Raw genomic sequence first — 19,883 nt, 5'->3', positions numbered from 1 at the left:
TAGCGCTGCCGCGGCAGCGCCGTTCGGCGATGCCGAGTTGGCAAGATCACGAGTTTACATCTGACATGTTAGCATGCTATCGCTAAGTGCACATTGATTTCAACGGAGATCGCATTGGCTTCCCGCTTTGGTCTTTCGGTTGCCCTGACCACACCCTTCGACCCGTCGGGGAAGATAGCGCTCGCGCCGATGATCGCGCTTGCCCGAGCCTGCCTTGGCGCCGGCTGCAGCAGTGTGACGCTGTTCGGTACCACCGGCGAAGGAGCCTCGGTCGGGACCGACGAGCGGCGGATCGTCACCGAAGCCATGCTGGCGGCCGGTATTCCGGCACATCAGCTCGTTGCCGGAGTGCTGGTCGATGCCGCTGAAGATGCCGCCGATCAGGCCCGGCACGCTTTGCAGCGCGGCGTTCGCAACATTCTGCTCGCCCCGCCGAGCTACTTCAAGAATGTCGGCGAGGACGGGCTATTCGGATGGTTTTCCGCCGTCTTCGCCGCACTCGGTCCGCTGGCGCGCGACGTGCTCCTCTATAACATCCCCTCAGTCACCATGGTGCCGCTCCCGCTTGGGCTGATCGGCCGGCTGCGCACCGCTTTTCCCGCCGCGGTGGCCGGGGTGAAGGATTCCGGTGGGGACTGGAGCTACAGTGAGGCGCTGCTTGAAGCGCACGGCGATCTGGTGATCCTCATCGGCGACGAACGGCATCTGGCGAGAAGCGTGCGCCGCGGCGGACAGGGTGCGATTTCCGGCATGGCTAATTTTGTTACCGGCGAAATCCGCGCAATGGTCGAAGAGGGCCGCGACGACTCACGCGTCGAGGACTTCGTGCTCGAATTGCTCAAATACCCGGTCACGCCGGCGGTGAAGGTCATGGTCGCGCGCAAGATCGGCGACGAGCGCTGGCTGGCGGTTCGCCCGCCCCTGGAGGCGATCGGCCCGCAAGGACAGCGGCAGCTTGCTGCTGCATACGACAGGCTGTTTGCGACAGAGGCGGCCTGACCGACAAGGCCGGGCTGACCGACAAGGAAGCGAGCTGAAGTGGAAGACGGCAGCGAACCGATCACTCTCCGGGAGAAAGCCTATGCCAGCTTCACGCGGCATTTGCTGGCCCGTGATCTGCGGCCGGGGCAATTCGTGTCACAGCGCGAACTGGTCGCTTTCACCGGACTGCCGCTGGGTGCCATTCGCGAGATCGTTCCGCGTCTCGAGGCTGAGGGACTGCTGACCACCATCCCGCAGCGCGGCATGCAGATCGCGCATATCGACATCAATCTGATCCGCGAGGCGTTTCAGTTTCGGTTGTTCATGGAACGCGAGGCAGTGGCGCTATTCACGACCAGCGCTTCTGATGCCGAACTTGCCCGCATGCGGCGCGAACATGAGGAGATGTTGGCTCAAGCTCTGGGACAGGCGCCGACGCCGGAAATGGAGGCCAAGGCCCAGAACATCGACTGGGCCATGCACGACACCTTCATCAATGCGCTCGGCAACGAGATTATCGCCAAGGCCTACCTGGTCAACTCGGTGAAAATCCGGCTGATCCACCAGGAGCGTTTCCGCATCGACGGACGTGTGGTGCCGGTGATGCGCGAACATTTGGCTGTCATCGAAGCTATGGAGAGCCGCAATCCGCAAAAGGCGGTTGAAGCGATCAGTCTGCATATCGACAATGCGCGCCGGCTGGCGCTCCAGATCTGAGGAAATATAGCCGCGCCGCGGGTTCGCGGCGCATCCACAACGACAGCAACCGGGAGGAAGAAATGTCGTCCAATCTGTTCAACCCAACCAGGAGGCAACTCCTTGCCGGAACCGCAGCGCTAACCGCTGCCGGCCTTGTGGGGCTTCGCCCCGGCTTTGCCGCAGGCGTCGACTGGAAACGCTTTGCCGGGACGACGCTTGACGTCAATCTGGTGAAAAGCCCGCGCAGCGACACTATCCTGAAATATCTTGCCGAGTTCGAGGAACTGACCGGCATCAAGGTCAATGCCGAGGCGACGCCCGAGCAGCAGCAGCGCCAGAAGACGGTGATCGAGTTGAGCTCGGGCAAGCCGAGCTTCGATGTCGTGCATCTGAGCTACCACGTGCAGAAGCGCCAGTTCGAGAAGGGCGGCTGGCTGGCCGACATCGCCGGCTATCTCGCCGACCCGTCGCTCACCGATCCGGCGCTGGTCGAAAGCGACTTCGCCGAAGCCGGCATGCTGTTTGCCAAGGACGGCCAGGGCGTGCTGCGCTCGCTACCCTTCTCGGTGGACTACTGGATCCTCTACTGGAACAAGGAGCTGTTCGAGGCCAAGGGCCTCAAATACCCCGAGGCCTTCGAGCAACTGGTGGCCGCCGCCGAAGCGCTGACCGACCCCTCGACCAATACATACGGCTTCGTCGCCCGCGGGCTCAAGAACGCAAACACGCCGGTGTGGACGTCGCTGATGCTCGGCTACGACATGACGCCGCTCGATGACAAGGGCAAGCTGCGCACCGAGGCTCCCGAGGCGGTCGAGGCTGCCGCGCTCTATCAAAGATTGATGACCAAGTCCGCCCCTCCGGGCGTCACGGGGTTCAATTGGGCCGAAGCACAGTCTGCCTTCCTGCAGGGCAAGATCGGCATGTGGTTCGACGGTGTGGGTTTTGCGCCGCCGATGGAAAACCCGGAAAAGTCGCGGGTGGTCGGCAAAGTCGGTTACGGCGTCATGCCCAAGGGTCCCAAGGCGCATGCCTCGGGCACCTTCGGCGACGGGATTGGCGTTACCGCCGCCAGCGAGAAAAAGGAGGCTGCCTATCTGTTCTGCCAGTGGGCGGTATCGCCAGCCATGGGTGCACGGCTGTTGCAGGCCGGCGCCGGTGTTCCGTTCCGCAAATCAGTGCTGGAGGATCCCAAGGTGCGCGAAGGCGTCACCATGCCGGCAAGCTGGCTCGATGCCGTGGTCGGCTCGGGCAATATCAGCCGGCTGGCGCTGCCGGTCATCATCCCCGTCACCGAATTCCGCGACATCTATGGCGTGGCGCTGACCAACATGATTGCCGGCGCCGATCCCGCCGCGGAGCTGAAGAAGGCCACCGAGCAGTTCCAGCCGGTTCTCGACAGGAGCGAGCAGGGCTGATGTCGGCCACCACCCCAGAACAGACCGGGGTGACGATGCCGGTTATCGACGGGAGCCAGACCATCCGGCTGGCTCCCAACTACTGGCCTTTCGTTGTCCCCGCACTCGTCGTCGTCGGCGCCGTCATCGTCTTCCCCTGGGCTTTCACCCTGTGGATGAGCGTCAACCGCTGGACGCTCGGCCAGTCGCGGAGCTTTGCCGGGATGGAAAACTATCTCCGCCTGGCCAGCGACCCACGTTTCTGGGAATCCCTTGTTCATACGTTGACCTACACCTTCCTCTCGGTTGCAGCGCCGATGCTGCTGGGCACTCTGGCCGCCCTGATTTTCGACGCCAGGTTTCCGCTGCGAGGCTTGCTGCGCGGCGTCTTCGTCATGCCGATGATGGCGACACCCGTTGCCGTGGCACTGGTTTGGACCATGATGTTCCATCCTCAGCTTGGCGTGCTCAACTACCTGCTGTCGCTGGTCGGCATCCCGGCTCAGGAATGGATATTCAACGCCAACACGGTCATCCCGTCGCTGGTTGCGGTCGAGACCTGGCAGTGGACGCCGCTGGTCATGCTGATCGTGCTCGGCGGGCTCGCCTCGGTGCCGCGCGAGCCCTTCGAAAGCGCCGAGATCGACGGCGCCAATGCCTGGCAGCAATTCCGCTATCTCACTCTGCCGATGATCGCGCCGTTCCTGATGATCGCGGTCATCATCCGGACCATCGATGCGTTGAAGAGCTTCGACATCATCTACGCGATGACCCAGGGCGGCCCGGGCACGGCGTCGGAGACCATCAACATCTATCTCTACAACACCGCCTTCTCCTACTACGATATTGGCTACGGTTCGGCCATGGCCGTGGTGTTCTTCGTCGTCATCGTGGCCCTGTCTTTTGTCCTGCTGATGCTGCGCCAACGCTCGCAGTGGATCGATACGGAGGGCAAATAGATGAGTTCACGGCTGCTCAACCAGATCGGTCTGTTTTTCGCTGCCCTGGTTTTCGTCTCGCCGGCGATCCTGTTCTTCCTCTGGATGATCTCGTTGTCGCTGAAATTCGAAATCGATAACGGTGCCTATCCGCCGATCCTTATCCCCGAACGTTTCGCCTGGTCGAACTATGTGAAAGTGTTCGAGGAGAACAATTTCCTGCTGTATCTCTGGAATTCGGTTCTGGTCACCGGCACGGCGACCTTGCTGGCGCTGTTGATCGGCGTACCGGCCGGTTATGGCATCGCACGGCTCAAGGCTGAACGATCGGCGGTCGTCATCATGATCGCCCGCATGACGCCCGGACTATCCTATCTCATCCCGCTGTTTCTGCTGTTTCAATGGATCGGGATCCTCGGCACGCTCTGGCCGCAGATCATCATCCACCTGGTGGTGACGGTGCCGATCGTGGTCTGGGTGATGATCGGCTATTTCGAGACCACGCCGATGGAACTGGAGGAGGCGGCCAACATCGACGGCGCCAGCTCCTGGCAGGTTTTCCGGCTGGTTGCCCTGCCCATCGCCAAGCCGGGCATCGTCGTCGCCTTCATCCTGTCCGTGATCTTCTCGTGGAACAATTTCGTTTTCGGCGTGGTGCTCGCCAGCCGTGAGACGCGCACACTCCCGGTCGCCGTCTACAACATGCTGTCCTACGAGCAGGTCAGCTGGGGGCCGCTCGCCGCGGCGGCGCTGGTGGTGACGCTGCCGGTGCTGATCCTGACCATGTTCGCGCAAAGGCAGATCGTCGCGGGGCTGACCGCCGGCGCCGTCAAGGGCGGCTGAGGACGCGGCCTGACATCACCCTTTTCCAGGAAAGATCCAATGGCATCGGTAACAATCAACAACGTGCAGAAGGCCTTCGGGGCCACCAAGATCATTCACGACGTCAGCGTCGACATCGCCGACGGCGAATTCGTCATCCTGGTCGGTCCGTCGGGATGCGGAAAATCGACGCTGCTGCGCATGATCGCAGGCCTTGAAACGATCTCCGGCGGAAAGATCGCCATCGGCGAACGCATGGTCAACAATCTGCGCGCGCGGGACCGGAACATCGCCATGGTGTTTCAGAATTATGCGCTCTATCCGCATATGACTGTTGCCGACAATATGGGCTTTGCCCTCAAGATCAAGAAAGCCGATCCGGCCGACACCGCTGGCCGGGTCCGGAAGGCAGCCGGCATTCTTGGCCTGGAAAAGTTGCTTGACCGCTATCCGCGCCAGCTTTCTGGCGGCCAGCGTCAGCGCGTTGCCATGGGCCGCGCGATCGTACGCGACCCACAGGTCTTCCTGTTCGACGAGCCGCTCTCCAACCTCGATGCCAAATTGCGCGTCCAGATGCGCGGCGAGATCAAGGCCCTGCACCAGCGGCTGGGTACTACGACGATCTATGTCACGCACGACCAGATCGAGGCCATGACCATGGCCGACAAGATCGTCGTGCTGCATGACGGCCTAGTCGAGCAGATCGGCGCGCCGCTGGACCTCTACGACCGTCCGGCCAACCTCTTCGTTGCCGGTTTCATAGGCTCGCCCGCCATGAACTTCATTGCCGGCCGCATCGAGGAGGGCGTGTTCCGCAGCGCCGGCGGGTTGATCCTGCCGTTGCCGGAAGGCGCCCGGCCGAAGGATGCCGCGGGACGCGAACTCGTCTACGGCATTCGACCGGAACATATCCGGGCAACCGGGCAGGGCGTGCCGGGCACGATCACGCTTCTCGAGGCGACCGGCTCGGAAATCTTCGCCAGGGTCGATTGCTCCGGTGAAGAAATCTCCTGCCTCTTCCGAGAAAGGCTTGCGCTCAAGCAAGGCGAAGGGGTGCGGATCGAAATCGATCGCGCATGTGCGCATCTGTTCAACGCAGCAACCGGTCGGCGCATCTGACTCGGTGGTTGGTGAATGCGTGGTTGGCCTTAGGTCGGCAATGCGAATTCACCGGCGAGTTCGATGGCGCGGCCTTCGCGGGCCGATCTCTCGGCGGCAAGACCCATGACGACAGCCCACCAGCCGTCTCGCAAGGTCACTTCCACTTTGCCTTGTCCGCGCACCGCAGCGGTGAAGCGAGCGTGCTCGAAAAAGGTCGAACCGTTATGGTCGCCTGCCTCGAGCAGCCGGGGGTCGACGGGAATCTCCAGCAGTCGTGGTCCAGGCGGATCGCGCGGGCTGACGATCAACTGGGGCACTGGCGCAGGGCCAAGGTGGGTCGGCCAGAAACGGCCTGGTCCGGGCACCAGACATTCGATCTTTCCGTCGCCGCCGACAGCGCAGAGTTCCTCCTGGTAGCGGCTGCCCTCGGCAAACATGCACAGTTCCAGCATGGCGCGCGCGCCGCTCGCGAAATCAACCAGCACATAGCCATGGTCAAGGATATCCGGCCTCTCACCGCCATAGCGTTCGTCGAGATGGTTTACGGCCTGTCCAGCGCTCGCCATCACACGGACGGGATCCGATTCAAGGATCAGCCGCATCAGGTCGAAGAAGTGGCAGCACTTCTCGACGAACGTGCCGCCGGTGTTGCGGTTGAAGCGGTTCCAGTCGCCGACTTTGGCCAGAAACGGGAAGCGGTGCTCGCGGACCGTCAGCATGCGGATGCCGCCGGTGGCGTGGCGCGCCTGCTCGATGAATGCGGCGACGGGCGGCATATAGCGGTATTCCATGGCCACCCAGACAAGCGGAAGCCGTGCTTTCAACACCGCGATTCGCCCCTCGTCGGCGGCCGCGGTGAAGAGCGGCTTTTCCACCAGCACCGGCAGTGGTCGAAGTGCGGCGATCTCCTCCATCTGACTGAGGTGATGGTGGTTGGGGCTGGCAATCAAGATGCAGTCCACCTCGTCCATCGCCAGCAGCTCGGCGATCGATGCCGCCGATCGCGCGCCCGACGCCGTCGTCAGCGACGCCGCCAACATGCCGGGGTCCGGCTCGAAGATCGCGGCCACATGCGCGTCGGGCAACAGAGCGATGTTGCGGATATGCTCGCGGCCCATCATGCCGCAGCCGATGATGCCGTAGCCGATCGATGATCTGGTCACGCTGCGTCTTGCTCCGGCCTATCTGAAACGTGTGACGTACCGCGCCGCGCCCGGATCGAACCAGCTGCGGGAATATTCCGCGCTGGCGCCATCGCCAGCCCAGGCGATACGTTCTATGAAACCCACGACCGTCCCCGGCGGTGGCCTGAACTCGAGCGGGGCCCAGTCCGGCACAGGCGCGACGGCGACATGGTCTTCGGCGCGAACGATCGAAAAGCCGAGCGCGAGCCGGTAGTGGAGATAGAGGGATTCAGACAGGTCCTCGCGCTTGAGCCGCTCGGCGCGGCTGACGTCCAGCCAGATCTCCTCGACCGCGGCAGGCTCTCCGTCGAGCCGCCGCAGCCGGCGTATACGATGGGCTTCGCCGGCGCTGCCGAATTGCGGCAGGTCGGCTGGCTTGGGCAGTCGCTCGACGGATAGCACGTCGGCGCTCGGCAGGCCGCCGCCACCGATACGCTCCAGGCGAAAGAAAGCATAGATCCCGAGCAAGTCGCCGCGCGCCCGCACATAGTTACCCGAGCCCTGGATGCGGTCGAGAAGGCCCTTTTCGGTCAAATCTGCCAGCGCCCGCCTGAGCGTGCCGACGGCAATCCCGAGGCTCGCGGCCATCGCGCGCTCGGGCGGCAGCCGCGCCCCGTCGGCCAGCCGTCCGGCCGCGATTTCGCGGATCAGCATTTCGCTGGTCTGCAAGTGCACAGGCAGGGGGCCGCGCATCTGGTTGGATCGGTGGCCGGGGTCCGCCCTTGTCAAATGCATCCGGTGTTCCAATCGCATCCCGGTTTCGGGTTTGGCTCCAAAATTGATACAGTATTGATCTACACAAAAACGAATGCTACGCAAGCCCCATTCGCAGCTCCTGAGGTCATTGAAGAGTGGCCCGGACGTCTTTTCTGAAGAGTAGCAATGAGCATCGTCCCAATCACCTCGCCGGATCTCGAAGCTGCCGAAGTCTCGTGGTTCGCCGCACTCTGCTCGGACGACTATCGATATCTCGGCGTTCCGGACGGCGCGCTGCGCTCAAGCTGGGCGCATTGCTCCGAGATCGTGAAGACGTCCGAGGAACTCGGTTTCCGCAACATCTTGTGTCCGTCGTCCTATCAGGTCGGGCAGGACACGCTGAGCTTCGTTGCCGGCTGTGCGCCGATCACCTCGAAGATCAATCTGCTTGCCGCTGTACGTTGCGGCGAGATGCAGCCAATCATGCTGGCGCGCACGATTGCGACGCTGGATCACATGCTGGAAGGCCGGCTGACGGTAAACATCATTTCGTCGGACTTTCCGGGCGAGACAGCCGACAGCGCCTACCGCTATCAGCGTTCGCGCGAGGTGGTGCAGATACTGCGCCAGGCCTGGACCAGAGATAACATCGATTTCGAGGGCGAGGTCTATCGTTTCAAGGGGCTCTCGACGGCACCGGCGAAGCCCTATCAGCAAAATGGCGGTCCGCTGCTCTATTTCGGCGGTTATTCGCCCGACGCGCTCGAGCTTTGCGCCGAACAGTGCGACGTCTACCTGATGTGGCCGGAAACCAGGGTGGAACTTGCCGGCCGCATGAAAGCCGTCCACGAACGCGCCGAGCACCATGGGCGGACGCTCGACTACGGCCTGCGCGTCCACATGATCGTGCGCGACACCGAGGCCGAGGCAAAGGAATATGCCCGGGAGCTGGTTTCGAAGCTGGATGACGAGCAGGGCAGGGCGATCCGCGAGCGCGCGCTCGACGCCCGATCGCTCGGCGTATCGCACCAGGCCAGGAACCGCCAGATCGCCGATGCCGAGGGCTATGTCGAGCCGCATCTGTGGACGGGCGTCGGGCGGGCGCGCTCTGGTTGCGGCTCGGCGCTGGTGGGCTCGACCGATCAGGTTCTGTCGGAAATCGAGGCGTATATGAAGATGGGGATCCGCGCCTTCATCTTTTCCGGCTACCCGCATCTCGACGAGGCGCGCCATTTCGGCACCAAGGTGCTGCCCCAGCTCAAGACATGCTCGCTCCCGCACGCCTATGGCCGGGTGCCGGAACGGATCCCTGCGACACCACTGGGAACGGGGGAGCGCCGCTGATGGAGCATGTCGTGTGCGATCGACGCCTTTTGCGCAATGCCTTCGGGCGTTTCGCCACCGGCGTCACGGTCGTCACCACCGGCACGGCCGACGGCCCGGTCGCAATCACTGCCAACAGCTTCTCATCCGTGTCGCTCGACCCGCCGCTGGTGCTCTGGTCAATCGGCCGCCACTCGCGCCGGTTCGAAGCCTTCGCCAATTCCGCGCACTACGCCATTCACGTGCTGGCGGAAGATCAAATCGATCTGTGCTGGCGTTTTTCGAAGTCGGGGACGGACTTTGCCGATCTTGACCTGTCGTGGAGCGAGCACGGCGTGCCATTGCTGCCGCGCGCGCTGGCGCGGTTCGAATGCAGCGTCGCCGACCGTTTCCCGGCTGGCGACCATATGATCCTGCTTGGACGTGTCCTTGAACTGGAGACGCAAGAGGGTTTGCCGCTGCTCTTTGCTGGCGGCAAGTCGCGCGCTCAAGAGACCAGTTGATGACCGCCGGCGCCGCTCCGGGCTGGTGCCGTCGACTGGCGCACCACGAGATTGCAGGCAAGCTCGACGCGGCGCGGCGGCGACCCCGAATGGGCCATATCGTCGAGCAGCAGGCTAAGTGCTGCCGATCCGATCTCGCGCATGGGAATGTGCATCGCCGTCAGCGGCGGGTTGCAGAAGGCAGCGAGCGGCAAGTCGTCCATACCGACCACGGACACATCGCCAGGCACCGAATATCCGGCCTCCTGGACGCCGGCGATGGCACCAAACGCCAGGCTGTCGCCGGCCGTCAGCACGGCGGTGAAATCGAGGCCGCGGGCCGCGATGCGCTCGGTCACGGCTCTGCTCGCAAGTTCCGGCAGCCAGTCCTGCACCTCGACCACGAAGTCCTCGAAGCCGGCAATGCCGGCCGTGATCAGCGCGTCGCGCCAACCTTCATAGCGTCGCTCGATTGTGCGCCGGCCACGCCGCATCAGGAACAGGATGCGGCGGTGGCCAAGGCCGATCAGATGCTGCGCGGCAAGCATGGCGGCAGAGCGATTGCAGGGCGTCACGCTCGAATGGCGCATCGAGGGATCGTCGCCGTTGACGAGCACGATCGGCTTGGCGAAGCCGGCTGTCAGCGTCAGCACATCGTCATCGTCCAGCGTCAGAAACAGGCAACCGGCGACACTGTCGTCGCGCTCGGATTCACGCAGCAGCGCGATTTCGTCCTCGGGCGCCGAAACCGGCCGGGTCACCAGTTCGACGCCCAGCAACCGGGCGCGCTCGTTGAGCCCGTCAAGGACATGATAGGTGAACTGATTGCGGGCACTGTCCACCATTGCCACGCTGCTTGCGGCCAGGATGACCTTGCGGCCGGCAACCGAGGCGGGAATGGCGTAGTTCATCGACTTCGCTATTTCGATGATCCTGGTGCGAAGCTCATCCCTCACGCCGCCGACGCCGCTCAGCGCACGGGAGGCGGTGCTGACCGACACGCCGCAACGCGCCGCGATCTCCTCAAGTCGAATGCGGCGGCTGGGGCGGCCGCGCTTGCCCTGGATGTTCATCCGCTCCGTCATCTCCAGCAAAGTCATCCGATTAATGCAAAAAATTTTCAGATTGCGCAAGAAAAATGGCTGTGAAACAGTTCTGATGAAGCGGGAGAAACGGGAGGAGTGATGCCGCTATCGGCCGAACGCCTGAATTCCGCGCTTGCCAGCCTCGTGGCGGGCATGACCGGCTTGCGTCATGACGGGCGCTTCCATGAGCCGAATCTCGACGGCACGCCGGGCGACTATGTCAGCTTCGACAGCTGGGAATGGCCGCAAGGCGTCGGGCTCTACGGGCTGGTTCGGCTGTGGGCGCAGACCGGCGACGATCGGCTGCTGCAGACGGTCGAGGCGTGGTACGATCGACGCATCGCTGCCGGTCTCCCGGCGATGAACGTCAACACCACCGCGCCTCTGCTGGCGCTAAGCGAATTGTGGCGACGCCGGCGCCAGCCGCGCTTCGAGCCGGTGCTGCGCGAATGGGCCGAGCAGGTAGTCATCGCCTTGCCGCGGACGCCCGAAGGCGGTTTCCAGCATGATGTTTCGGACCGGGTCAACGACGACGAATTGTGGGACGACACGCTGTTCATGGTGGCGCTGTTCCTCGCATCCTACGGCCAGGCTGCCGGCCAGCGCCGCTTCGTCGAGGAAGCGGAACGGCAATTCCTGGTTCACGCCCGTTATCTTGCCGATCCGGCATCAGGGCTGTGGTTCCACGGCTGGACGTTCGCGGGCCGGCACAATTTCGCCCGCGCGCTTTGGGCGAGAGGCAATGCCTGGATTACCGTCGGTATCCTGGAACTGGTGGAGTTCGCCGAAGTTGCGCCTTCGGTTCGGGCCTATCTGCTCGGCGTGCTGGAGACGCAGATCAACGCCCTGCTCGAGGTGCAGGCGAGTTCGGGCGCCTGGCACACTCTGCTCGACGACCCGACGTCTTACGAGGAGATTTCTGCCACGGCCGGCTTCGGCTACGGCTTGATGAAAGCCGCGCGGCTTGGAATCGGCTCGACAGAGTGCCGTGCCGCCGGGCTCCGTGCCTTGGAAGCCGTGGTGGCGAACATCGATGACAAAGGTGTGGTTGCGAACGTGTCCTATGGCACACGCATGGGCGCCGACCTGCAGTTCTATCGCGATATACCCATCCATCCGACGGGCTACGGGCAGGCGCTGGCCATTCTGTGCCTGACCGAAGGGGCGCGGCATCTGCAGTCGAAGGTGGAGGCGGCATGATGCGGACGCTCTATGGCGCGTCGCCGGCCGATATTGCCGGCATGGACACGGACCGGCTGAGGGCCGAGTTCCTCGTCGACGGCTTGTTCCGGCCCGGCGCGATCGAATTCGTCTACACCCATGTCGACCGCATGATCGTCGGTGGCGCGGTGCCGCTGGCCAACCCGCTGGCATTCGGCAACGGGGCCGAAGTCGGCACCCCGCTCTTCTTTGACGCGCGCGAGATGGGCATCGCCAATCTCGGCGGCGATGGCGCGGTCGCGGTGGACGGCCGGCGCTTTCACGTGGCTAGCCGCGACATCGTCTATGTCGGACGCGGAGCGCGTGAGGTGACGCTGGAGAGCGACGATCCGGAGAGGCCGGCACGCTTCTACATGAACTCGGTGCCAGCCGGCGTCGATATTGCGCATCGGCTTATCGTCAGCAGCGAAGCCAAGCCGCTTGTGCTCGGCGATGAGGCCCGTGCGAACAGGCGTACGTTGCGTATGTACATCCATCCCGAAGTGGCCCCGTCCTGCCTCTTGCTGATGGGGATCACCGACCTCGCGCCGGGCAGTGTGTGGAACACCATGCCGCCGCATCTGCATGAGAGGCGCATGGAAGCTTATTGCTACTTCGACCTCGCCGAGACCGACCGTGTGGTCCATCTGATGGGCCGGCCTGACGAGACGCGCCACCTGATGGTCGCTGAGGGCGACGTCGTCCTGTCGCCCGCCTGGTCTATCCATATGGGTGCCGGCACCGGCCCCTATGCTTTCGTCTGGGGCATGACCGGCGAGAACCAGGCCTATACCGATGTCGATCCAGTTGCCGTGAAGGATTTGCGATGAGCGAGGCCGCGCAAGGCGTTCGGACGGACTTTACGCTGCGCCGGCCGCTCACGGCCGGGCAGCCTATCGTCTATTGGCGGCTCGGGTCCATCGCCGAGCAGCGCTACGACGTGGCCGACCAGCCCATGCAAGGCGAGATGGATCCCTTCTTCTTTCTGACCAAGCACAAGAATTTTATTCCGCATGAATATCCGTGCCGCACGCAGTTCGCAGCGGAACGACGCGGCAAGCGACCACAGGTCAGCGCCGAATTCGGCGCCGAGCGCACCTGGCTGCCCTTCGCCTCACCGCGCATCGACCTGTCGGGCTTCTGGTTTCGGCCGACGGTGCTTGGAACCTGGGCCGAGACCACTATCGAGGCGGCCTCGACTGGCGAGGCGCTGGTGCGGCTGCGCACATGCGGCGGCGCCATACTCTTTGCCAACGGTGGGGAAGCCGGCTGGATGGCGCCCTACGGCCGCAATCTTGAAATTGCCGAGCATTTCAAGATCGCGCTGAAGGCCGGCCGTAACGACATTCGCGTGTGGTTCGACGATCTCGCCGAGCGCGACGCCCGCTACTATTTCCAGCTCGACTATCTATCCGGTCCCGCTGCTTCGGTGGCACTGCCGATCGAAGTCGAGAGCGGCGTTGCCGATGCGATGGAAGCAGCCCTCGACGACATGCATTTCGAGCGTCCCGCCTATGACGGCGGCGAGGTGGCTCTGGTCACCGGCGTGGCCCTGCCGCGCGACGCGCAAGTCGAGGTCGAGATCGAGGGCGATTTCATGTCGATCGAGGCGCCGGTGCGCTTCGCCTTCGATCTGCCGGCGGGCAAGGCGCGGCTGCCGATCGCCGATACCGAGCAGCTGCCGGCCGACTTTCGTCATTTCAAGGTGACGCTGAAGGTCGCCGACCATGCCGTATCGCGTGTTTTCGGCGTCGAGATATGCCACGCGCGCCGTCAGGGCGATGCGCCGGAAACGCTTACCGCGCGTATAGATGAAGCCCTGCGCGAGGTCGCAGGTCACGCCGAGGCCGACACCGTGCGCGCGCTGGCGCGCCTGGCGATCGGACAGCAGGGCGCCGAGACCGACGCCATGATCGCCGGCACGCTGCCGGCGATCGAGGATTGTCACGATTGCGCCGACTTCATCCTGGTGCCGCTGCTGTGGTGCCGCATGGCCTATGGCGATCGGCTGGAAGCGAGCCTGCGTGCGCGCGTCGACAACGCCATCCTCGGCTATCGCTACTGGATGGACGAGCCCGGCAATGATGTACAGTGGTACTTCTCCGAGAACCACGCGCTGCTCTTCCACACCGCCGCCTATATTGCTGGGGGCCTGTTGCCTGATGTGCGGTTCGTGCGGTCGGGCCGCCTTGGCCGCGAACAGTCCGCGGCTGGAGCCGCGCGTGTACGCGCCTGGCTCGACCATTTCGAGGCATGGGAGATGGCCGAGTTCAACTCGGCGCCTTATTTCCCGATCGACCTCAAGGGCCTGTGCGCGCTCTACGCGCTGGCCCCGGACAAGGACATCGCCGAACGTGCCGGCAAGGCAATCATACGCCTGCTTGAAATCGTCGCGCGCTCGGCGCACCGCGGCATCCTCACCGGGGCGCAGGGCCGCTCCTATGAGCACACGCTGCGCGCCGCGCGTTCCCTGGAATTGTCCGGCATCTGCCGCATGCTTTGGGGCAAGGGCAATTACGGCATGCGCTTTCACGCGCTGCCGCAGCTGGCACTCTGTCTGCGGGATCACGATTTGAGCGTTCCGGATGGGTTGGCTGCAATTGCTTCCCTCACCGACGATACGGCGTGGGAATGGACTTTCGCGCAGGGACAAGACCGCTTCGCGCGGCTCTACCACTACAAGACGCGCAACCACGCGATGGGCAGCGCCGCTGGCTACCGCTGGAACCAATGGGGCTATCAGGAAACCGTCATTCACGCCCGGCTGGGCAAGAATCCGGATGCGCAGATCTGGATCAACCACCCCGGCGAAGTGCTGCAGTCGGGATATGGCAGACCATCATATTGGGGCGGCTCAGGCACTTTGCCCAGGCTTCACCAATACCGCGACCTGGCCATAGTCAGCTTCTCCTGCTCGGATGAACAGCCCGACTTTACACACGCGTGGTTCCCGGCAAGTGCCTTCGATGCCGTGCAAGTGGGTGGCGATCGGGCGTTCGCGCAATCTGGCGACGCCTTCGTTATGCTGAAGACGGATGTTGCGCTCACGCAGGTCGTGGCCGGCCCGACCGCCGACAACGAGTTGCGGGCGGCGGGACGCAGCACGACATGGATCGTCCGCCTCGGTGATCGGAATGCCAATCTGCCGGCGCTCGACGCCTGGGCGGGCGCCTTTGCCGGCCTGTCGGTGCGGTCGGGTCCCGACGGCGAATTGATCGTCGACGACCCGGAGTACGGCACGGTGCATTTCCTCGCCGACGCAAGGATTGTGGCTGAGGGACGTACACTCGATCCGACCAACTGGACCGTGCGCGGCGAGGCGATGCGCATGAAGCACAGAGAGTAGGGAGGAAATCGGCTGCGACGCTCAAGAGGAGAGGGCGTGGCGGCTTGAACCATCGGGGCGCCGCCCTGGTAAAGGAGGAGACGAAGCATGAATAAGACCCGCACTTTGCTGGCCGCGCTATCGGTCAGTCTGCTCGCATCGACCAGCGCGTTTGCCGGCGACGTGCGCATCATGTGGTATTCGGACGGTGTCGAAGGCGATGTCATCCAGGACATTCTGAACCGCTTCATGAAGGACAATCCCGACATCCACGTCACGCTCGACAACGTCGCCTACAAGGTGATCCAGGAGCAGCTGCCCATCCAGCTCGAAGCCGGCCAGGGGCCGGACATCGCCCGCGTCACGAACATCAAGGAGCTTGCCCAGCACTGGCTCGATCTCAGGCCACTGGTGGCCGATCCGAAATATTGGGAGGCCAATTTCGCTGACACGCTGGACTGGATGCGCCCCGATGGCTCCAACGCCATCCCGGGTTTCATGACCCAGCTCACGCTCACCGGCGGCTTCGCCAACAAGACGCTGTTCGAACAGGCCGGCGTGCCGCTGCCCGGTGACAAGGCGACCTGGGACGACTGGATCGCCGCCGCCGCCGAGGTGGCGAAGAGCCAGCAACTTCCGGCTGCCTTCGCCATCGACCGTTCCGGTCACCGCATTTCGGGTCCGAATGTCTCCTTCGGAGCGAACTATATTGGCCCCGATGGCATGCCGGCGAAAGTGGACGACGGCACCAAGGCGTTCGTCGGCAAGCTCGTCGACTGGACCGCCAAGGGCCTGATGCTGAAGGATACCTGGGTGTCGGCGGCAGGCTCGACCTATCGCGCGGCCGCCGACGACTTCATCAACGCCCAGATCCCATTCTACTATTCGGGCAGCTGGCAGGTCGCCAATCTGTCGACCAAGATCGGCGATAGTTTCGACTGGGTGGCAACCGGCTCGCCCTGCGGTACCGCAGGATGTTCGGGCGTGAAGGGCGGCGCGGCGCTGGTCGCCATCAAATACACCAAGAATCCCAAGGACGTCGCCAAGGTCATGGATTATCTGGCCCGTGAAGACGTGGTGAAAGAATTCAGCGAGCGCACGCTGTTTCTGCCCGCGCACAAGGGCGTCGTAGACAAGGGCGGGCTGAAATGGGTCTCGGCCGACAAGAACGTCGGTCCGGCGCTCGACAAGTTCGTCAAGGCGGCGGGTGAAACCCTGCCGGCGGCCGATGCGCTGCCGCCGTGGAAGTGGGCCAACGCTTACTTCGCCGCGCTGGTGACGCGCGTCAGCCAAGTGATGGCCGGCGAACTCAGCCTCGACGATGCCTGGGGCAGAATCGACCAGGATATCGCCGACAAGGTTGCCGAGGCGAAGTGACCGCCGCCGCGACACTGAAGGCATGGACTGGCGCCGCGCTCGCGGCGCCGGTCGTCTGGCTGGCATCGATCGTCAACGTGCCGCTGAAGTTCTGGCAGCGCGCGACGGGCACCGGTGGCATGGCCGCGTTCTTCCTCGCGCCAAACATGGCGATCTTCGGCATTTTCGTCCTGGTGCCGATGATCATCAACTTCTTCTATTCGGCCACGTCGGGAACGGCCTACTTCCTGCAGGACCGAACCTATGTGGGGCTCGAGCAATACCGCCGCCTGCTCGATTGCGGCAACTACCTGGACACTGCCACTTGCCACGAGGATCTCTTCTGGAAGGCCGTGCACAATACGGGCCTGTTCGTCGTCGTGCAGGTGGCGCTGATGACGGCCGTGTCGATGGCGACAGCGTTGATCCTCAACCGCGAGATCGTCGGGCGCAGCTTCTGGCGCGCGGTGTTCTTCTTTCCGGTGCTGCTGTCGCCCGTCGTCACCGGCCTGATCTGGCGTTGGATCCTGCAGCGCCAGGGCCTGCTCAACCTGATCGTCCATGATCTGGGCGGCGAGCCGCACAACTGGCTGACGGACCGTTTCTGGGCCTTCACCGCCGCCGTCAGCGTTTCGGTCTGGGCACATATGGGCTTTTACACGCTCATCCTGCTTGCCGGATTGCAGGCGATCCCGCGCGACCTTTACGAAGCGGCCGAGATGGACGGCACGAAGCCGGCGCGGGTGTTCTGGCGCATCACGCTGCCGCTGCTGATGCCGAATCTGCTTGTCGTCATCGTACTGACGCTGATCCGCGCCGTGCAGATCTTCGACGAAGTCTATGTGCTGACGGGTGGAGGGCCGGGAACCTCGACCCTCTATATCACGCAGTACATCTATGAGATCGGCTTCGCCTCCCTGTTGCGCAATCCGGGGCTGGCTTCGGCGGCTTCGATCCTGATGGGGTTGGTGCTGGTCGTGCTCACCTTGGTTCAGCTGCAGGTCGGACGCCGGGGTGAGCGGAAAGGAGCCCGCGAATGAGCCGGGTCGTGACATTCCTGACCCGCCGGCGCGGCGGTCGCGGCTGGCACTGGACGGATATCGTGAGCTGGCTGTGGCTGCTCGGCGGTGTTGTCATCATGTTCGGCCCGGCCGTCTGGCTGGTGGGTTCGTCATTCAAGACGCCGGCACAGCTCGCCGAGTTCCCCCCGACCATAATGCCTTATGTCAGCCAACAGGCGACGGTCGAAGGCTACGACAAGCCGCTGGCCCTCTACAGGGTGAAGCTGCCGGATGGTTCGAGCAAGGTGCTGGCCGAGGTGCGGCGCATCGGCATCATGGCGCAGATGGTGGACCCGCAGGCGCCGAAGGATGTCGTCAAGATCAACATCGCCGACCGGCAGCCGGTGCGCGAAATCGGCTTCGCGACGGAGAACTACACCGAGCCCTTCGTCCATTTCGACTTCCTGCGCTATCTGCGCAATTCGATTTTTGTGACGGCAATGGCGACGCTGATCACGCTGCTCACCAATTCGATGGCCGCATTCGCCTTGTCGAAATACAAGTTCCGCGGTCGCGATCTGACGATGCTTGTTATCGTCGGTACGCTGATGGTGCCGCTGTCGGTCATCCTGGTGCCGCTCTATTCGGTGGTGGGCGCCGTTGGGCTGCTCGATTCGCTGTGGGGCGTGATCTTGCCGACCGTGGCGACGCCAACCGGCGTCTTCCTGCTGCGCCAATACATGCTGACCATCCCCGACGAGCTGCTCGATGCGGCTCGCATGGACAATGCTTCCGAATGGCAGATTTACTGGCGCATCGTATTGCCGCTTGCAGCACCGGCGCTCGCCGTGCTGGCGATCTTCTCGGTCGTCTGGCGCTGGAACGACTTTCTGTGGCCGCTGGTGGTGCTGTCGCGCAAGGAACTCTACACACTCCAGGTCGGCCTCAATACCTATGCCGGCCAGCTAAACGTGCAGTGGCACTACATCCTGGCGATGACCGTGGTGACGATGATCCCCGTCGTCCTCGTCTTCGTCTTCCTGCAGCGTTACATCACTTCCGGCATTGCCGGCACCGGGCTGAAGTGAGGATGTCATGGGACGGATAACGCTGACCAACATCGATCGCGCTTACGGCAAGATGAAGATCTTGCACGGCATCAACCTCGACGTCGGTGACGGCGAGATGCTGGTCCTCGTCGGCCCGTCGGGTTGCGGCAAGTCCACGCTGCTGCGGCTGATTGCCGGGCTCGATCGACCGACCGACGGCAAGATCGAGATCGACGGGGTCGACGTCACCAACGTTTCGGCCGCGCAGCGCGGTCTGGCAATGGTGTTTCAGTCTTACGCGCTCTACCCGCACATGAGCGTGCGCCAGAACCTCGCCTTTGGCCTCGAAAACATCCGTATGCCCAAAGCCGAGATCGACGCGCGGATCACGGAAGCGACGCGCATGCTGGAAATTGCTCCCTATCTAGACCGCCGGCCCGGTCAACTGTCGGGCGGCCAGAAGCAGCGCGTGGCAATCGGCCGTGCGGTGGTGCGCAATCCGACCGCCTTTCTACTCGATGAACCGCTGTCCAACCTCGATGCCGAACTGCGTATCACCATGCGCGCTGAACTGGCGAGCCTACACCGGCGGCTGGCAACCACGATGATCTACGTCACCCATGACCAGATCGAGGCGATGACGCTGGCGGACCGCATCGTGGTCATGCGCTCGGGGCGGATCGAACAGGTTGGCCGGCCGCTCGATCTCTACAACGCGCCGGCCAACCTGTTCGTCGCCGGCTTCATCGGCGCGCCGCGGATGAACCTGCTGCCGGTGAAGGTGCGTTCGGCAAGCGGCGCCGAGGTGCGTGTCGAAGGTCCAGGCGGGCTCTCAGCCTCGATCGCGGCCGATGGGGTCGCGCTGAAACCGGGAGACGACGCGACGCTTGGCATCCGGCCACACGACATCCAACTTTCGAATGGCAGCAAGGGATCGGTGGAAGCGCGTGTAATGCTGGCCGAGGCGTTGGGACCGGAAACCGTTGTCCACGCCACCATTGCCGGCGACAGCAAACTGATCGCCGTTCTCAAGCAGCAGGGCGTTGAAACGCAAGGGCCGCCGATCAACCTCGCTCTGCCGCCGGAGCGCATGCATCTCTTCGATGCCGCCGGGCTGCGCGTTCCACAGCGTTAGCCTCACGCGAGGCCATCGTTAGGGGCCTCGTAGTGGCGATATCTCCGCGCAATACATGGATTTCCATGAGATGCAGCCGAGGCATGGCGGAACTAGATTTAGGCGGTGA

18 protein-coding genes are annotated in these 19,883 nt (G+C 63.6%); 15 read left to right on the top strand and 3 right to left on the bottom strand.

Annotated elements, in window-relative coordinates; translation table 11 throughout:
• Nucleotides 1–114: 114 nt before the first annotated feature.
• From NKH50_RS18645 to NKH50_RS18620, 6 genes are all read left to right on the top strand, one after another.
• Entirely contained in the window at nt 115–999 is an 885-nt protein-coding gene (locus NKH50_RS18645) for a dihydrodipicolinate synthase family protein (RefSeq protein ID WP_352880343.1), read from the top strand.
• 39 nt (nt 1,000–1,038) lie between these two features.
• Nucleotides 1,039–1,698 carry a GntR family transcriptional regulator gene (locus NKH50_RS18640; protein WP_023674176.1) on the top strand — a complete coding sequence of 220 codons (660 nt, stop codon included), beginning with the start codon at nt 1,039–1,041 and terminating at the stop codon, nt 1,696–1,698.
• A 62-nt stretch (nt 1,699–1,760) separates the two neighbouring features.
• Nucleotides 1,761–3,098, top strand: a complete 1,338-nt coding sequence (locus NKH50_RS18635; RefSeq protein WP_352777233.1) for an extracellular solute-binding protein — start codon at nt 1,761–1,763, stop codon at nt 3,096–3,098.
• Between the two features lie 35 nt (nt 3,099–3,133).
• On the top strand, nt 3,134–4,036 hold the full coding sequence (locus tag NKH50_RS18630) for a carbohydrate ABC transporter permease (RefSeq protein WP_352476784.1): 903 nt from the start codon (nt 3,134–3,136) through the stop codon (nt 4,034–4,036).
• Nucleotides 4,037–4,858 carry a carbohydrate ABC transporter permease gene (locus NKH50_RS18625; protein ID WP_023674179.1) on the top strand — a complete coding sequence of 274 codons (822 nt, stop codon included), beginning with the start codon at nt 4,037–4,039 and terminating at the stop codon, nt 4,856–4,858.
• A gap of 39 nt (nt 4,859–4,897) precedes the next feature.
• Nucleotides 4,898–5,956, top strand: a complete 1,059-nt coding sequence (locus NKH50_RS18620; protein ID WP_352777235.1) for an ABC transporter ATP-binding protein — start codon at nt 4,898–4,900, stop codon at nt 5,954–5,956.
• Between the two features lie 29 nt (nt 5,957–5,985).
• Here the strand turns inward: NKH50_RS18620 and NKH50_RS18615 are convergent, their stop codons facing one another.
• On the bottom strand, nt 5,986–7,059 hold the full coding sequence (locus NKH50_RS18615; protein ID WP_502906886.1) for a Gfo/Idh/MocA family protein: 1,074 nt from the start codon (nt 7,057–7,059) through the stop codon (nt 5,986–5,988).
• A gap of 60 nt (nt 7,060–7,119) precedes the next feature.
• Complete coding sequence (locus NKH50_RS18610) at nt 7,120–7,815, bottom strand: GntR family transcriptional regulator (protein ID WP_352505186.1); 696 nt, start codon at nt 7,813–7,815, stop codon at nt 7,120–7,122.
• A gap of 189 nt (nt 7,816–8,004) precedes the next feature.
• Between NKH50_RS18610 and NKH50_RS18605 the strand changes: the two genes are divergently transcribed.
• Both NKH50_RS18605 and NKH50_RS18600 read left to right on the top strand, forming a co-directional pair.
• Entirely contained in the window at nt 8,005–9,162 is a 1,158-nt protein-coding gene (locus NKH50_RS18605) for an LLM class flavin-dependent oxidoreductase (RefSeq protein ID WP_352880338.1), read from the top strand.
• Nucleotides 9,163–9,173: 11 nt separating this feature from the next.
• A complete protein-coding gene (locus NKH50_RS18600) occupies nt 9,174–9,644 on the top strand; it encodes a flavin reductase family protein (protein ID WP_352880336.1) in 471 nt (156 codons plus the stop codon).
• On the opposite strand, the gene NKH50_RS18595 is transcribed toward NKH50_RS18600, so the two are convergent.
• A complete protein-coding gene (locus NKH50_RS18595; RefSeq protein WP_502906880.1) occupies nt 9,629–10,708 on the bottom strand; it encodes a LacI family DNA-binding transcriptional regulator in 1,080 nt (359 codons plus the stop codon). The two genes, NKH50_RS18600 and NKH50_RS18595, sit on opposite strands and share 16 nt — an antisense overlap.
• 99 nt (nt 10,709–10,807) lie before the next feature.
• Here NKH50_RS18595 and bglB point away from each other — a divergent pair, with 99 nt between their 5' ends.
• The 7 genes from bglB (at nt 10,808) to NKH50_RS18560 (ending at nt 19,774) form a co-directional block, all read left to right on the top strand.
• Complete coding sequence (gene bglB, locus NKH50_RS18590) at nt 10,808–11,908, top strand: beta-galactosidase BglB (protein WP_352880334.1); 1,101 nt, start codon at nt 10,808–10,810, stop codon at nt 11,906–11,908.
• Entirely contained in the window at nt 11,905–12,738 is an 834-nt protein-coding gene (gene kduI / locus NKH50_RS18585) for a 5-dehydro-4-deoxy-D-glucuronate isomerase (protein ID WP_352880332.1), read from the top strand. The genes bglB and kduI overlap by 4 nt, the downstream gene beginning before the upstream one ends.
• On the top strand, nt 12,735–15,254 hold the full coding sequence (locus tag NKH50_RS18580) for a hypothetical protein (RefSeq protein ID WP_352880330.1): 2,520 nt from the start codon (nt 12,735–12,737) through the stop codon (nt 15,252–15,254). Before kduI ends, NKH50_RS18580 begins: the two co-directional genes overlap by 4 nt.
• Before the next feature lie 87 nt (nt 15,255–15,341).
• On the top strand, nt 15,342–16,610 hold the full coding sequence (locus tag NKH50_RS18575) for an ABC transporter substrate-binding protein (RefSeq protein ID WP_352476707.1): 1,269 nt from the start codon (nt 15,342–15,344) through the stop codon (nt 16,608–16,610).
• Complete coding sequence (locus tag NKH50_RS18570) at nt 16,607–17,629, top strand: carbohydrate ABC transporter permease (protein ID WP_502896023.1); 1,023 nt, start codon at nt 16,607–16,609, stop codon at nt 17,627–17,629. The genes NKH50_RS18575 and NKH50_RS18570 overlap by 4 nt, the downstream gene beginning before the upstream one ends.
• On the top strand, nt 17,626–18,678 hold the full coding sequence (locus tag NKH50_RS18565; protein ID WP_352777248.1) for a carbohydrate ABC transporter permease: 1,053 nt from the start codon (nt 17,626–17,628) through the stop codon (nt 18,676–18,678). The genes NKH50_RS18570 and NKH50_RS18565 overlap by 4 nt, the downstream gene beginning before the upstream one ends.
• A 7-nt stretch (nt 18,679–18,685) precedes the next feature.
• A complete protein-coding gene (locus NKH50_RS18560; RefSeq protein ID WP_352880328.1) occupies nt 18,686–19,774 on the top strand; it encodes an ABC transporter ATP-binding protein in 1,089 nt (362 codons plus the stop codon).
• Nucleotides 19,775–19,883: the final 109 nt, after the last annotated feature.

It is taken from the genome of Mesorhizobium sp. M1027 (assembly GCF_040318745.1).
Classification (GTDB): Bacteria; Pseudomonadota; Alphaproteobacteria; order Rhizobiales; family Rhizobiaceae; genus Mesorhizobium.
This window is presented reverse-complemented; position numbering and strand designations above follow the sequence as displayed.